The organism is Romboutsia faecis (genome assembly GCF_014323405.1).
Classification (GTDB): Bacteria; Bacillota; Clostridia; order Peptostreptococcales; family Peptostreptococcaceae; genus Romboutsia_E; species Romboutsia_E faecis.
In genome coordinates, this window is record NZ_JACRWE010000004.1 from 247689 (window position 1) to 264083 (window position 16395).

At 27.8% G+C, this 16395-nt stretch carries 12 protein-coding genes; 8 read left to right on the forward strand and 4 right to left on the reverse strand.

Annotation, left to right across the window (positions count from 1 at the left end; translation table 11 throughout):
• Positions 1 to 377: 377 nt before the first annotated feature.
• A complete protein-coding gene (locus tag H8923_RS10335; protein WP_153924554.1) occupies positions 378 to 1304 on the reverse strand; it encodes a CPBP family intramembrane glutamic endopeptidase in 927 nt (308 codons plus the stop codon).
• 321 nt (positions 1305 to 1625) lie between these two features.
• The gene (locus H8923_RS10340) at positions 1626 to 2219 is read right to left on the reverse strand and encodes a DUF1638 domain-containing protein (RefSeq protein WP_153924557.1); all 594 of its coding nucleotides are present in this window, start codon (positions 2217 to 2219) and stop codon (positions 1626 to 1628) included.
• Between the two features lie 410 nt (positions 2220 to 2629).
• Here H8923_RS10340 and H8923_RS10345 point away from each other — a divergent pair, with 410 nt between their 5' ends.
• On the forward strand, positions 2630 to 4390 hold the full coding sequence (locus H8923_RS10345) for a 1-deoxy-D-xylulose-5-phosphate synthase (RefSeq protein ID WP_153924559.1): 1761 nt from the start codon (positions 2630 to 2632) through the stop codon (positions 4388 to 4390).
• Positions 4391 to 4537: 147 nt separating this feature from the next.
• Here the strand turns inward: H8923_RS10345 and H8923_RS10350 are convergent, their stop codons facing one another.
• Positions 4538 to 5890, reverse strand: a complete 1353-nt coding sequence (locus H8923_RS10350; RefSeq protein WP_153924563.1) for an alanine:cation symporter family protein — start codon at positions 5888 to 5890, stop codon at positions 4538 to 4540.
• 468 nt (positions 5891 to 6358) lie between these two features.
• Between H8923_RS10350 and H8923_RS10355 the strand changes: the two genes are divergently transcribed.
• From H8923_RS10355 to H8923_RS10370, 4 genes are all read left to right on the forward strand, one after another.
• Complete coding sequence (locus H8923_RS10355; RefSeq protein WP_153924565.1) at positions 6359 to 7543, forward strand: M20 metallopeptidase family protein; 1185 nt, start codon at positions 6359 to 6361, stop codon at positions 7541 to 7543.
• A gap of 43 nt (positions 7544 to 7586) precedes the next feature.
• Complete coding sequence (locus H8923_RS10360; RefSeq protein ID WP_153924568.1) at positions 7587 to 8237, forward strand: helix-turn-helix transcriptional regulator; 651 nt, start codon at positions 7587 to 7589, stop codon at positions 8235 to 8237.
• 266 nt (positions 8238 to 8503) lie between these two features.
• Positions 8504 to 8806, forward strand: coding sequence for a hypothetical protein (locus tag H8923_RS10365; protein ID WP_153924570.1), 303 nt, complete (start codon positions 8504 to 8506; stop codon positions 8804 to 8806).
• A gap of 579 nt (positions 8807 to 9385) precedes the next feature.
• Positions 9386 to 10111, forward strand: coding sequence for an LppM family (lipo)protein (locus H8923_RS10370; RefSeq protein WP_153924573.1), 726 nt, complete (start codon positions 9386 to 9388; stop codon positions 10109 to 10111).
• 232 nt (positions 10112 to 10343) lie between these two features.
• Here the strand turns inward: H8923_RS10370 and H8923_RS10375 are convergent, their stop codons facing one another.
• Complete coding sequence (locus tag H8923_RS10375) at positions 10344 to 11270, reverse strand: LysR family transcriptional regulator (protein ID WP_153924576.1); 927 nt, start codon at positions 11268 to 11270, stop codon at positions 10344 to 10346.
• 203 nt (positions 11271 to 11473) lie between these two features.
• On the opposite strand from H8923_RS10375, the gene H8923_RS10380 reads away from it, so the two are divergent.
• From H8923_RS10380 to H8923_RS10390, 3 genes are all read left to right on the forward strand, one after another.
• Positions 11474 to 13783 carry a hydratase gene (locus H8923_RS10380; RefSeq protein ID WP_153924577.1) on the forward strand — a complete coding sequence of 770 codons (2310 nt, stop codon included), beginning with the start codon at positions 11474 to 11476 and terminating at the stop codon, positions 13781 to 13783.
• A 222-nt stretch (positions 13784 to 14005) separates the two neighbouring features.
• Positions 14006 to 15328, forward strand: a complete 1323-nt coding sequence (locus H8923_RS10385; RefSeq protein WP_153924581.1) for a CitMHS family transporter — start codon at positions 14006 to 14008, stop codon at positions 15326 to 15328.
• A gap of 142 nt (positions 15329 to 15470) precedes the next feature.
• Complete coding sequence (locus tag H8923_RS10390; RefSeq protein ID WP_153924585.1) at positions 15471 to 16352, forward strand: FUSC family protein; 882 nt, start codon at positions 15471 to 15473, stop codon at positions 16350 to 16352.
• Positions 16353 to 16395: the final 43 nt, after the last annotated feature.

Genomic DNA, 16395 nt, shown 5'->3' on the forward strand with positions numbered 1-16395 from the left:
TTATATTTCTACATTTTGGATAATAAACTATTTATTAAAGTTTATAGCCATTAAAATGAAATACTTAAATACAAGTTATGAATAATATTAATATAATGAGAACGAAGACTATATGATGACCGTAGTAAAGGGCATACTCATAGTTATTGATATGATTTATAAATTTCAGAAACTGAATTTAAATCTGTAAAATATATAAAAGAACATTATTTTGAGTATATAGATTTAAAAACATCTATTTATGTGCTAAGAAAGTTTTAATATAGAGTAGTATAATTATTTATATATTAGAGAAATACTTTATATAAATAAGATAGAAATTAATGAAAGCAGTACTGATTAATCAGCACTGCTTTCAAATTAAAATAATAATAAATTTATAAATTATTAGCACTTGTATTAAAGTATTCTTTTTTATCTAAATAGATTAAAACACCAATAGAAAAAAGTAATACAACAGTAGCCGCAACGCCAGCTTCAGGACCAAAAATACCACCAGAAATCAAGTTATTTCCAGTTAAATTTAAATCTATTAAAGTTGAAACTTGAACATCAATACCGCTAACTTCAAATCCAAATAAGTTACCTTGAGCAAAGTTCCAAGCACTGTGCATACCACAAACGGCCCATAAATCATTAGTTTTTATAACATAAAGTCCATAAAAAAGACCAACTAATATGATGTTTATTATAGCAATAAAACTTACATTAGGATTAGTTAAATGTAACAACCCAAACAAAGTAGATGATATAAATAACCCAATACCAATATTATATCTAGCACCTAGAATATTCATTAACCATCCTCTAGTTACAATTTCTTCAGTACCGCCTTGAATAATCCATCCTATTAAAATTATTAAAACTCCACCTAATGCAGATATGCCGATTGGTTGATTAGGGCTACTTTCAACACTTACAAATCCGAAGATAAATAAAATTAAAACTACCACACACATCATAACTAGACCTATAAAAAAACCAAAACTATACTTCTTACACCAATTAGTTTTACTAAATCCAATAGAAGAAAAATTTCTTTTTTCTATGAATTTTACTCTGATAAATACTAGTAAAGAAATAAAAGCAAAGGATATTAAAGTTATTAGTAAAAATAGTAAATTTACATTGGTTTGAAAAATACTAAAATTACTTAATATTTGATATAAAGGAATTACACCAATAGCACCAATGATTGAACCTCCATTCATAAATATTATTGCAAGTACTATAGCCCAAATAAAATTCGGTAACTTCTTACTTTTCTTTGCTTCGTTTACAAGATTTTCTTTTTCAATAAGCATATAAATTCCCCCATTATTATAAAATATTGACAAGTTAATTGTAGTTACCTTTATGTATAAAATCTAGTTAAATCTAAAGAACTAAAATTAGGTACTAGAAGATTATCTATATAATTAGAGTACTTATTACAATTTAGATAGAAGTAGTTTATAGAAAATTAAAATGGAACTACCGGATATATACCAATATAATTACCATAAATATATAAATATTGAATATATGTACAAAAGAGCTGTAGAGGAGTGTAGATAAATTTATATAAAACAAATTTATCTACACTCCTTATTAAAATAGATTCTATTAACTTTATTTTTAAAAATTTACAAAGCTTTTTTTAAAGCATTGATAATTTTATTTTTAAAATTATTGATATCAACATCTTCAACATCTATAGGAACTTGAATTTTTTCAAATAAATTGAAAATCATATCATCAGTAATATTACAAACTTTTGTGTCTCCAATTATAATGTTTTCATATTGACCATATTGCTGCCTAATATCATACATATCAACAGCATTTATAAAATTATTCAATTCATCAAACTTAAGAACCCATCCAGGTGTTATGTATAGATTCTTATCATCTATAATACTTTTTTTATTTTTACTATCCTTAATTATTAATTCCATGCAATTAGCATCATCAAATGTAATAACATTATCATAATTTTTTAAAAAATCATAGAATTTATAATGGCACTTGTTTCCATATAATAATATGATTTTACTTTCTTTAACTTTATCTAAGTTGGTAACTATTTCAGATTTTAATTTATCTAAGTTTGAGTGTAATCCAAATGGAAGATACTTAACATCTATATCTTCATCAAATATTTTTTCTTCTTTAATCTCTATTAATATTTTATTTAATTCTGGTTCAAATACTCCACATGATAATATGAATATGCTCATATAAACAATCCCCCTTTTTAACAATAAATATAATTGTCTAATTATATTATATATCACTAATAATATAAAAACAGTTATGATTATTGCTTAAAGAAGTATTGTATTAGAGTTAATTTCAAGGGTTAAAATAAATATTAAAGTAGGGATAAGTCGTGAAAATTAAAGAAGTTAGTAAAAAATATGATATAACATCAGATAAATTAAGATATTATGAGTAAATTGGATTAATCCATACAGTAGGAAGATATGTAAAAATAGAGTGCTATGATTTTTATTATTTAAATAATAAAAAGTAAAATATAAAAAAATTTAAAAAAGTATTGCCTTAGACTTAACTCCAAGGTATACACTATCAAATAAGGAAATAAGATTATAACAAAATTAAGTTTAGACACTAAGGAGGAATAAATATGAAATTAGATATTTTAAATAAAATTGATTCACCTAGAGATTTAAAGAAACTTAATAAAAGTGAATTATATGAACTTGCTGGTGAATTAAGAGAAGTAATAATAAATAAAGTTAGTCATACTGGAGGACATTTTGGTCCTAATTTAGGAATGATTGAGGCTACGATAGCTCTACATTATGTATTTAATTCACCAGTAGATAAAATAGTATATGATGTTTCTCACCAGTCATACCCACATAAAATATTAACAGGAAGAAAACATGGATTTATAGATCCAAAACAATATAATAGTATAACAGGATATACTTCACAATTAGAAAGTGAACATGATTTCTTTAGAGTTGGTCATACCTCAACTTCAATAAGTTTAGCCTGTGGTCTAGCGAAAGCAAGAGATATAAAAGGATCTAAGGAAAATATAATAGCTGTAATAGGAGATGGATCACTAAGTGGTGGAGAAGCTTTTGAAGGTCTTAACAATGCTTCAGCATCTGGAAATAATTTTATAGTACTTGTAAATGATAATGAAATGTCTATTGCAGAAAATTATGGTGGATTATATCAAAATCTTGCTAAACTTCGTGAAACTGAAGGGAAATCAGAAGATAACTTCTTTAAATCATTTGGGTTTGAATATCACTATATCAAAGATGGTCATGATTTAGATTCTTTAATAGATGTATTTACAAAAGTTAAGGACACAGATAAGCCGGTAGTTATTCATATGCATACTATAAAGGGTAGAGGATATGAAGATGCTGAGGTTAATAAAGAAGCATTTCATTGGATTATGCCATTTGATTTAGAAACTAAAGAACCTCTATTTAGTTATGAAGGAGAAGATTATACACAAATAACAGATGATTTCTTATGTGAAAAAGCGAGTAAAGATAATAGAATAGTTGGAATAACAGCGGGTACTCCGGTTCCAGTAGGATTTAAAAACTTTAGAAATAAATTTAAAAATCAGTTTATGGATGTGGGTATAGCTGAAGAACATGCAATAGCTTTAGCATCAGGTATAGCATCTCAAGGAGGTAAGCCTGTAGCATCATTCTTTAGTTCATTTATTCAAAGAACATATGATCAATTATCTCAAGATTTAGCAATAAATAATAATTCTGCTTTAATACTTGTTCATGGAAATGGAATAAGTGGAGGGGATATAACTCACCTTGGAATATTTGATATACCTTTAATAGCTAATATTCCTAATATAGTATACCTTGCTCCAACTAATAAAGAAGAATATATTGCAATGATGGATTGGGGATTAGAACAAAATCAACATCCAGTTGTAGTAAGAGTACCAAGTAATGAAGTTACATCAACTGGTGAGAATGTTGAAGCTGACTTCTCAGACTTAAATAAATATAAAAAGGTAAGCAAAGGTAGTGAAGTTGCAATAATAGGACTTGGAGCATTCTTCCAACTTGGAGAAAAAGTACAAGCTAAATTAAAAGAAGAATTAAACATAGATGCGACATTAATAAATCCAATATTTATAACTGGAATAGATGAAGATATGCTAAACGAATTAGTAGGAAATCATAGAATTGTAATAACTTTAGAGGATGGATTACTTGATGGAGGATTTGGTGAAAAAATATCAAGATTCTATAGTGATAAGAACATGATAGTTTTAAACTATGGAGCAACTAAGGAGTTTACAGATAAGATAGATATAAATGAGTTATATAAACGTTATCATTTAAGAGAAGATTTAATAGTTGATGATATAAAAAATATGCTAAAATAGATAATTACTAACATAGATAAGGATATTACAAATAGTATATGACTATAAGTAATATCCTTATCATCTTTAAATAAATAAATTTCCCAAAATATAATTTAAAATAGCTTAATTTGAAATCTAAATGTAAGATTAATAATGAATTTAAAATTAAGCAGATTTTTTATGACTAGTAAGAATAGAATAAAATTTATAAGAGTTCCATTTTTTTATTGTGAATATAGCTAAAGCCGTAACATTTAGTCCACAAAGAACGAATAATAATAAATCAACAGCTTCAAATACAACGTTAGCACCAAAAACTGCTAAAGTCCCTGATATTGTTATTAATGTTAAATAGATAGCTATATTTTTATTTATACTATTATTTTTAAATAATTTATTCATATAATAGTAAGCTCCTAATATTGTTGTTAGAGCAGATAATACTGTAAACATACTTAATACAAATGCACCAAATCCTCCTGTCACATATCTAGCAGTATCAAATAATTGACTTAATCTTTGAACTTCATTACTATTAGCGAAGCTTATAGTATGAGCTTCGTTTAAACCATAAGATGCCATATAAGAAGTAATTATAATAGCTACAAATACTGTTACTAATGTAGGTATTAGTGATATTAAAGCGGCTTCTCTTGGTTTTGTATCCGCTTCTTGGGCAGCCATAGCTAAAGCTCCTAGACCAGTTTCAGCAGCTAATATGATTTTTTGCATTCCTAAAACAAAGCCTAAAATCATACCAGATACTCCATTGACTGGATTTAGCATACCTTCGAATATATTACCAACATAAGTTGGAATGTAATGAGATGTCTTTATAACAAATATTATAAAGAATGTAAAATATGCTAACACAGCAGTTCCAATCATATAAGTCATAGCATTCATAAATACTTCATGTTTTTTAGCTAAAACTAAAGTAGCTATAATACCTATTAAAGGCAGTACTATAAATAGATATCTTTGTATTTGACTAAGTTCAAAACCTAAATTGCTTGAAGTTATTGCAGCTACTGAGTTTATACCACTAAATTGGAATCCACTATACCCAAATGCAGATAAGGCAACAAAGCAAATTGCATATATAAATCCTAATTTAGGTGATATTAATTCTCCTATATATTCTTTAGGTGTTTTATTCATTATTTTTGAATTTAAAGTTTCAGCATATGATACAGGAACCATGACACAAGAACCTATTAAAGCCCATATTGCTATAGACTCTACATTTACTTCTCCAGATGCTGAATACTTAGATAAAGCACCAAGAACACCTATTATAGAACCCATTCCAATCATAGCGCCTAAAGATATTGATGCTGGTCCTACTATATTTTTTATGTCTAGCTTACTTTTTTCAGTAGTTTGATTTTTTATTATGAATAAAGTTCTCATAGATGTAAAAGCCCCTACCAATAAAATAAAAGGTAAAAATACTGGCCATACAAAATCTGAGATTGACGCGACTATATGTTCTAATTGTAGTAAGATTGAATTCATTTTCTTCTCCTGATTATTTGAGTTTAATTTTTATAACATATAGGAATAAGAAAAATATAGACCTTTGGTTATGTGTTAAGTTTTTTTTATTATGGAAATTTTAAAATATAAAATTTTGAAGTGAAATATGTTGATTGTAGGATTACGCTCTAAATTATATTATCAAATAAATATAAAAGTCAATAATTTTTAATAAAAAATTTAATCAAAGAAAAAATAAAAAATTAAGAAATGTGGACTATATATGTCCATATTGTTTATTATTATCTAAAATATAGCTTATAGGAACATGGATGAGAAATATAAAAATTATGAAATATAGTGATTATTTTAAGTAGGATTATTATAAGACTGTAAGTTAAAAAATTTAAAATAATATTATTAAATGAATTAATATATTAAATTAAATGAATTAATATATTAAATATGCAAAAAATAAACTAAATCTAGAAAAAATGAGGTAGAGTTATGAACAATTTTATGGAACAAGCTAAGTCAATAAAAGATGATATTATATCTTATAGAAGACATATTCATAGTAATCCAGAGGTTGGAGCTGAATTACCTAAAACAAAAGCTTATGTAATGGACAAGTTAAGAGAGTTTGGATATGATCCTAAGGAAATATGTGAAAGTGGTATAGTTGCAACAATTGAAGGCAATAAACCAGGAAAAACCTTTTTACTAAGAGCAGATATGGATGCATTACCAATGGCTGAAGCCACTGCATGTGAATTTAAATCAACTAATGGGGCTATGCATTCATGTGGTCATGATATGCATACAGCAATGCTTTTAGGAGCAGCAAAATTATTAAAACAAAACCAAGATCAAATAGAAGGTACTGTTAAGTTAGTATTCCAACCAGATGAAGAAGGATTTACAGGTGCTAAGAAAATGATAAAAGCAGGAGTACTTGAAAATCCAAAAGTTGATGCAGCTATGGCAATGCATGTACACTCTGGAACACCTTCAAATGTAATACTATGTGGACTTGGAACTAGTATAGCAGGATGTAATAGATTTAGAATTGTTGTAAAAGGAGTTAGTTGTCATGGAGCTATGCCTGAACTTGGAGTTGATCCAATAAATATAGCAGCTCATATATATTTATCTTTACAAGAAATAATAAGTAGAGAAATATCAGCTACTCAATCTGCCGTTGTGACAATAGGTAAATTCTCAGGAGGAGATGCACCAAACATAATACCAGGAGAAGTTGTTATGGAAGGTACTATAAGAAGTCTAAACAAAGAAGTAGGAGAATTAATATTCAATAGAATGAATGATATAGTTACATCTACTGCTAAAATGTTTAGAGGAGAAGCTGAGTTAATAGAGTTATCTTCAGTGCCACCATTAACAAATGATAATAATTTAGCTCATGAAGTTACTGATTACATGAAAGATTTAGTAGGAGAACAATCAGTTGTATTATTTGAATCTGGAGGAATGGGTTCAGAAGATTTCGCATCTTATTCATATGAAGTACCAAGTGTATACGTTATGTTAGGAGCAGGAACAAAAGAAGAAAATTCTTTATTTGGGAAACCAATGCATAATGAAATGGTAGTATTTAATGAAGACATATTACCAACGGGGTCAGCTATGCATGCATACAGTGCTATAATGTGGTTAAAAAATAACAAGTAAAACTATAAATTTATTATAGTCAGTATCTTATAAGGATGTATTAATGAGATTATTAGATATTATATTTTATCTATTAAGAAGTAATTCTAAAGTTACAATCAAAGAATTATCTAAGATTTTCAATGTATCAACGAAAACTATACAAAGAGATTTGGATAAATTATCAATATTAGGAATACCTATAATCACATATAGAGGTGTAAATGGAGGTGTAGAGATTGATAAAAATTATGTATTAGCAAAGCACGTACTTAGATATAGTGATTATGAATCTCTCATACTTACATTATATATAGGTGAAAGTATAAGTAAGAATATAAGTAAATCTTTTTTAATTGATAAATTTAAATCTGTAGATAATGAAAGATGTTCCAAAATTTTAAATAATCTTAAAGAACGATTTATAGTAGATTTATATGAAAATAAGTTTGATATAAGAAATGAAATATGCAAAGAGATTGATAAATCTCTAGATAATAAATCCTTTATAGAATTAGAAATAAATGGTGAAAAATTTGAAGTATATCCTATCTCTTATGTTTTAAGAAGTGAAGGATTATGTTTATATTGTCGTAAAGAGGAATATATAATGATTTTAGTTGATAAAATATCTAAAGCAGTTGTTAGTAATAAAAGTTATGATGGAACTATAATCAGTTATGATGAAAACAAAAAGAATATAAAGTTTATTTAATAATATCAGTTATTAAAATCTATAAAAAGCACATTGATTATTTGTTGATGTGCTTTTTATATATATCCAAATAAAGTAGCTTATAATATGAATAAATTTATTTGATTTTTTTATAAAACCTATGGATATAATCATAAATCAATAGATAATAGCAGATATTATAATAAAATAGGGAGAATAGTTACAAAAAAGTGCCTAGTTGAGAGAGAAAATTATCTTTGTTATATTAAATACATAAAATAAATATTAAGAACAGAGGTAAAATTATGAATAATAAATTAACATATAAAATAAGGCACATAATAAACAAAAATGGATATACAGATATCATAATAAAACATAAAACAGACACAAAAGATATCAAAATAATCAATGCAAATGTAAAATTTAGATATGAACCTAAAATAGACAAGGCATATCTAAGCTTTGGAAATTCGGAAAAATATACAGTATGCGAGGTTGAAGATGCAAGTATAAATGAAATCATTATAAACGATGAATCATTATCTATAGAAACTGATGAAAAAATATACCTATGCTATATAAATAAAGAAAAATTATATTATTAATTTTTCATGCCTAAGTTTCCTTATAAAATAGGAGATAGTTATAATTATGGCAAAAATTAATATAAATAATTTAAGTTTTCAATATGATACACACAGTTAAGATATTTTTAAAACTTCTTATGGGAGAATATGAATACAGTGGGAAGATTGTAAGTATAGTAAAGTTTGAATATTTTTAGATAAAGGTTGCAGATAAAACTCAGATAACACTTGAAGTAATATATAAGTCTAACGCACCATATACACTTTGAGAAAAGTATATGGAAGAGTATCTTAACTAACTAGATAAAATGGATTTATAAATAAAGAAGTCCGTAATATAGGACTAGATTCTAAAATTCTTAATAAGAATTTTGAAATATTAAGTAATGAGAAACAACAATATAAGAAATTTTTGTTTTAAAGTGATCTATCTATGGTCACTTTTTTTATAAAATACAAAATATTAATGTAAAACACAGGTTATTACAATATTCGACAAATAAAATGATGTATTATAGTAAAGTATGGAAACATAAGCAAAATGCTTATACCAAAGCTACTTTTAGGCTTTAAATTTGGGGGAGGACTAATATAAAAATGAAAAAAGGAATTATGCTTTCAATAATGATGACATTTATGTTAATGCTAGTAGGATGTATTGATGCAGACATAACGTTAGACTTAGATAAAGATGGAACAGGAAGAATGATAATTGAAATGGTTGCACTAGATGAAATGATGAACAAACTAACTCAGGAAGAAATAGCAGCCTTAGAAAAAGAGTATGAAAAAGTTGAGATAATAGAAGAAGAAGGTAGATACGGATATAAATTAACAACAAAAAAAGAAAATTTATCAGAACTTAATGAAGATGCTACTGATAGCTTAGATAGTAACTTTGATTATGACGAATATGTAAATTTAACTGAAGAAAAAGGGTTATTTACAAATACATATAAAGTGAATTTAAACTTAAAAGAGGCCATGTTAGGTGAATTATCTGTTGAAGAAAAAAGTATGTTAGCACTTATAGGTGGTTCAGCTAATATAGGTATACATATAAAGACTCCTATAGAGCTAGAAGAGAGCAACGCAACAAGTGTAACTGAAGAAAATGACAAGTACGTTTATAATTGGGACTATAATTTATCAAATATGGGTAGTATAAGTGCCACTATGAAAGCTCCAAATATAATAAATATAGGAATAGCAATAGTACTAGTTATAGCAGTTGTTGTAGGTATATTAGCTGTGATAAGAAAGAAGAATAAAAAAGAAAATTTAGATTCAGATATAAATAAAGATGATAATACAGAAGAATAATATTAATATAAAGTAATTATGTAATAAACAAGCAATAAAAACAGCTAGAACTATTGGAATAATCTAAGGTATAGCTGTTTTTTATATACTTTAATTACTAATATATTAATATTTTTATCTATATATCTAAATATTTCTTAGTCTTATTTATAATAATCGATGTAAAGCATGAAAAACACAGAAGAAAATAATCGACATAATTCAGAATATAGCATTTGGATAATCAAGTTAATTATACACTACTAAATTTATCGCGAACAATCTCTAAAAATATATTATCAGCTTTAGATAGAAAAGAATTTTTTAAAGTAGCTATACACATAATCCAACTAGCCTCATACTTTTTATCTAGCATAAAATAAGTAGGTGGAAATTCCTGAGAAGCAAGCTTTGAATATTGTAGGGGAATAAAAGTAATCCCTAATCCTTGAGAAGCAAGACGTTTAGCAGCTTCAAAGTTCTTAACTGTTAATACTATATTAGGATGTATATTAGCCAAACTAAGAATATTATCAGAAATATGTCTAATTCTTTGTTCTTTATTAAGCATTACAAAATCTGAATTTCTGAATAACTCTAGATCAATATATGGATACTCTTGATTTGAAACTTTTTTACCATGTTTAGCTAGAGGATGATCCTTGCTCATAGCTAATAAAAAAGGATCATTTACTAATGACTCATAATCAATAGCAACATTTTTCTTTGATTTAGGTTCATGCATAATAGCAAAATCTATTTCTCCTGAAAGTAATGATTTTTCAAGTTCAGTTGAGTTTTTTTCAATTACATAAATATCAATAAAAGGACAAATCTCTTTAAACTTAGGAATTACTAAAGGTAATACGTATACAGATAAGTGAGTAGTTATTCCAAGATTTATCTTACCTGTTCTCATATCATTAATATCACTAACTTCTAGTTTAAAGTCTTCATACATTTTTAAAACTTGACCTGCCATTTTACAATACTTTTCTCCTGCAAATGTTAGCAATAAACCAGAGCTAGTACGCTTAAATAGTACCGTTCCTAAAGATGATTCTATACGTTGGATAGCCTGGCTTAAAGACGGTTGAGAGATATAAAGTTTCTTAGCAGCTTTAGAAATACTTTTTTCTTCGGCAATTGTCTTTACATATAACAATTCTTTATGTGTCATAACATCTCCTTAAGTTTGGTGAATTTTATAGAAATATGATAGCACACTATATGATATGAGAACAGTATTAAAGGTATAGGTATTTCCTATAGGTGCTATTAGGGATTAAGTATTTGTTTATAATTTAAGGGTATTATAAAATACAATTATAGACAAAGAATTAACAAATGAACTAGTTTACAGAATATGGAGGAGTACAGAATATGGTAAAGACATATGATAGTGTAAAACTATATAACAGTGGTGTATACCTAGTAGATGGAAAAGAAATAGTACCTGATACTGAGACAGAAAAACTTTCTTCTATGGTAGAATTTGCACCAACTAAAGAAGATGCCAAAAAAGGAACAATAGCTTACTCAATATTAGAGGCTCATAATACTTCAGATAATATGGATAAGCTTAAAATAAAATTTGATGCAATGGCATCGCATGATATTACATATGTAGGAATAATACAAACTGCAAAAGCGAGTGGACTGGAAAAGTTTCCGATACCTTATGTATTAACTAACTGCCATAATACTTTATGTGCAGTGGGTGGAACAATAAACGAAGATGACCATATGTTTGGATTATCTGCAGCTAAAAAATATGGCGGAATATATGTGCCACCACATATAGGTGTAATTCATCAATACATGAGAGAAATGATGGCCGGATGTGGAAAAATGATATTAGGTTCAGACAGCCACACTCGTTATGGAGCTCTTGGAACGATGGCAATTGGAGAAGGTGGAGGAGAGTTAGTTAAACAGTTACTATGTGATACTTACGATGTAGATTATCCAGACGTAGTTGGTATTTATTTGATAGGAAAACCTAATCCTGGAGTTGGACCACAAGATATAGCACTTGCTATAATCGGGAAAGTATTTAAATGTGGATACGTTAAGAATAAAGTAATGGAATTTGTAGGACCTGGTGTATCAAATCTTTCAACAGATTATAGAAATGGTATAGATGTAATGACAACTGAAACAACGTGTTTAACATCTATATGGAGAACTGATGAAGATACTAAGTCATACTTAACTGCTCATAGAAGAGAAGATGATTACAAAGAGTTAAATCCTGCAAAAGTAGCATATTATGACGGTATGGTTTATGTAGATTTAAGTGAAGTAAAGCCAATGATAGCTCTACCATTCCATCCAAGTAATGTTTATGAAATAGAAACACTAAATGAAAACTTAGAAGAAATTTTACGCGAAATAGAAGTAGAGGGAGCTAAAATAATAGATAACCCCAATATAGAATTTAAATTAACAGATAAAATTGTTGATGGAAAATTAAAAGTTGAACAAGGTATAATAGCTGGATGTGCTGGAGGTACTTATAGTAGCATAATGGATGCAGCATCTATTATAAAAGGCAAAAGCTGTGGAAATGATGAATTCTCATTATCAGTATATCCATCATCTCAACCAGTAATGATGGAATTAGTTAAAAATGGAGCTATATCTGAATTTATGGCAGCTGGTGCAACTATAAGAACTGCTTTCTGTGGACCGTGTTTTGGTGCAGGTGATACACCAGCAAATGGGGCTTTAAGTATAAGGCATACAACAAGAAACTTCCCAAATAGAGAGGGATCAAAGCCTGGAAATGGACAAATATCTTCAGTTGCACTTATGGATGCTAGAAGTATAGCAGCTACAGCAGCTAATGGAGGATTCATAACACCTGCAACATCACTAGATGTTGAATACAACTGTCCAGAAATAAAATTCGATAGTACTTCATATGACAATAGAGTATATAACGGATATAAAGTATTTAAAGAAAATGAATTAAAATATGGACCAAATATAAAAGATTGGCCTAAAATGAGTGAATTAACAGACAACATATTAATGCAAGTTGCATCACTAATAACAGATGAAGTAACTACAACAGATGAACTAATACCTTCAGGAGAAACTTCTTCTTATCGTTCAAATCCATTAGGTCTTGCAGAGTTTACATTATCAAGAAGAGATCCTGAATATGTATCAAGAGCGAAAGTAGTTAATAAATTAGAAAAAGCTAGGGTTGAAGGTATAGACCCTACAACTATCGATGTTAATTTATTTGAAGTTTTCAATAAAATAAGAACAATAGAAGGCTCTAATGAAGTAAACCCACTTGAAACTGGTTTAGGAAGTGTTGTATATGCAGTAAAACCTGGTGATGGCTCAGCAAGAGAGCAAGCTGCAAGTTGTCAAAGGGTATTAGGGGGTATAGCGAATATCGCTAGAGAATATGCAACTAAGCGTTATCGTTCAAACTTAATGAACTGGGGTATGATACCATTCTTGCTAGATGAAATGCCTGAGTTTGAAGTTGGAGATTATATATATGTTCCAAATATAAAAAATATGCTAGATGGAAATATGGATAAAATACCAGCGTACATAATAGGTAAAGAAGTAAAAGCATTTAATCTACATATAGCAAACATGACTTCAGATGAAAAGTCTATAGTTAAAGCTGGTTGCTTAATAAATCATAATAGAAACAAAAGAAAATAGCCAACAATATGTATACTTAATTTCTAATATATACCCTATGTCATAGTGTATAGGGTATATATTAAAATCTTTCAAATTAAAAAAGAATTTAAGATGAGATTTTAAAAGGCTAATTAAGATTTATACATTTTTATATAATTAATTTTCTAATTAGGAAAACGATATCTTAAAATTAAAAATATTTATAGTAAATATGAAAATACATAGTTTGGGGAGGAAAATATGTTATCAATCATAGGATATGTAATGCTATTGTCAATGATTTACTTATTATTAAAAGGAAAGTCAAGTCCAATTGTATTATTTATAAGTTTACCAATATTAGCAGGACTTTTAGGTGGATTTTCACCTGTAGAAATAGGGGAATTCGCAGCAGCAGGATTAGAAAAAACAACTTCAAATGCAGTTTTATTTATTTTCTCAATAACTTATTTTGGAATAATGAATGATGCAGGAATGTTTGATATATTAATAGATAAATTGGTTAAAAAAGCAGGAAATAGTGTAGTTGCAATTACGGTTGTAACTGCAATAATAGGAATAATAGGTCATTTAGATGGTGCAACTGCTACAACAGTTTTAGTTACTATACCAGCTATGTTACCTTTATATAAGAAGCTTAATATAAGACCTCAAGTATTACTACTAATAGTGGCAGCTGCTATGGGTGTAATGAACTTATTACCTTGGGGAGGTCCGACAGCAAGAACAGCTGTAGTTTTAGGAATTGAAGCCAATGAATTATGGAAAGTATTAATACCAATACAAATCGTAGGAGTATTTACAACTGTAGGACTAGCTGTAATACTTGGTAGCATCGAAAAGAAACGTGGTGCAGGATTTGATTCTAGTAAATTATCTAATGAAAATAATTTAGCAACAGCTGAGTTAGCAGCTACTATGACAGCAGATGAATTAAGTCTTAAAAGACCTAAGCTTTCTTGGTTTAATATCTTATTAACTGGATGTGTAATAGGCGTACTTGTTGCAGATATAATGCCTGCATACATCGTATTTATGGCTGCATTATCTATAGCGATAATAGTTAACTACCCAAATAAAAAAGATCAAGAATCTCGTATAAAAGCTCATGCTCCAGCGGCATTATTAATTTCAGCAACAATGTTAGCATCAGGTGTATTTGTAGGTGTACTTGGAGAAAGTGGAATGTTAGATGCAATGGCTAAAACATTATTAAGCTTAATACCAAGTTTCTTAGCACCATTTATACATTTAATAATGGGAGTAGTTGCTCTTCCAATAGGTATGTTCTTAGGAACTGATGCATATTTCTATGGATTACTGCCATTAGTTATAGAAGTTGCTCAAACATATGGAATAACAGCAATGAATGTTGCTTTAACTATGATACTTGGAAAAAATGTTGCCCTATTAATAAGTCCATTAGTACCAGCTACATTCTTAGCTACAGGGCTTGCTGATGTAGAGTTAAAAGATCATATAAAATTCTGTTTTGGATGGTTATTTGCAATAAGTTTAATAATGTTAGCTTTCGGAATAGTATTTAGAATAGTATCTATATAATAGAGATACTTCAAAAAATATATAACTCAAGAAATTATGGGACTGAAGAAATTCTTCAGTCCTTTTTAATTAAAAAGAAATTATATAATAAGCAAGCTAATTTAGATTGTGCTATAGTTATAAATGATAGGGGGGGAGAAATTTGAAGTTATATAAACCTGGAATGAGAACAATAAAAACAGGAATAGGGGTAATGCTATGTGTTTTGTTGGGATATCTGAATTTTAATTTAGTTGATAAAACATTTTATGCAGCAATAGCTTGTGTTGTATGTATGCAGACTACGGTTAAAGGTTCTTTTACAGTAGGTATAAATAGGCTGAAAGGTACATTTATAGGTGGATTAGTAGGATTCTTGTTTGCCCTTATAGATCCAGGAAATCCAATATTATCTTGTTTAGGTATAATTACAACCATATATATTTGTAATTTAATAAAAATAAATAAATCCATAACAATAGCTTGTGTAGTATATTGTGCAATACATTTAGGCATAGGTACAGCTGATCCTGTTTATTACTCTGTACATAGAATAATAGATACTTCTATAGGGGTTTTAATAGGAATAGGTGTAAATTACCTTATTTATAGACCTGACTACCTAGGTAGAATACACAATGAAATTAAAATAATAGAAAACACATCTATAAAATTATTAAAAAAAGAAATAGAAATGGGTGTAGATATAGATATCTCATCTTTACAAAATGAAATTACAAAACTAGAAGGGTTATACAAAAACTTTTTAGATGAGTTAGAATATAGAAATGATGAAGTTGATGATAAAGAAATAAATAGGATAATAAAGACATGTAAACAAATATATATGCATCTTCAAGTTTTAGGACATATGAAAGATAAGTGTTACTTAAATCAAGAAAATTTTATTAAATCAAAAGACTTATATTATGAGTTAGCTAGTGATGTAGAAGTAAAAGAAGATATAAGCCCAGTGTATAACTATCATATAAGCATGATAATAGAAAAAATTAATGATATTCGTGACATTGATGATAAATTATAGCAATATTTAAATGATAAATAGTTCTATAACTTAATTTAATAAA